At 69.0% G+C, this 597-nt stretch carries 1 pseudogene; it reads left to right on the top strand.

What is annotated here, in order from left to right:
• A pseudogene (locus PGX04_RS21240) lies at nucleotides 1–537 on the top strand (DUF58 domain-containing protein); the annotation flags it as partial.
• Between the last annotated feature and the right edge of the window lie 60 nt (nucleotides 538–597).

The raw sequence follows: 597 nt of genomic DNA, 5'->3' as shown, positions 1-597 counted from the left end.
CCATCCCCGGACGAGACGACCACCTCGCCGACCGCACGCAACGCGACCGGACGTCCCGTCGCCCCGCGTCGGGACCGTCCTGCCCCAGCGGCCGTGCGACGATCGCTTGCCGACCTCGAGGGAGCCGACGACCCGTTTGCGCGGACGTTACGCCCCTTCTATACCGATCGGCAGGTGTACCGGGAACGGATCGCTGAGACGCCGCTGTACGGAGCGGTCCAGCGGACAGTGACGAACACGAAGGGGTCGACCTGGACCGTCATCTGTACCGACGATTCGCGGCCGGCGGAACTACGCGAAACGGTCTCGCTCGCACGACGGGATGGTTCCACAGTCACGGTACTGCTCGCTCCCGCGGTGCTCTACGAGCCGGGTGGACTCGCGGATCTCGAGCGGGCCTACGACAGGTATCTCGCGTTCGAGGAGTTCCGTCGAGACCTCGGCATGATCGATGACGTCACCGCCCTCGAGGTCGGGCCGGCCGACCGGCTCTCGGCGGTCCTCGAGGCGGGTCGATCGAGAGGGGAGCGCGCATGAGCGCCCGCATCGATTCGGTCCCGGCCGTGACCGGGCGAGACTGGCCGACCGTCGTCTCCC

This window comes from Natrinema soli (genome assembly GCF_028618695.1).
The sequence above is the reverse complement of the archived record's forward strand: the minus strand, read 5'-3'. Positions and strand labels throughout refer to the sequence as shown.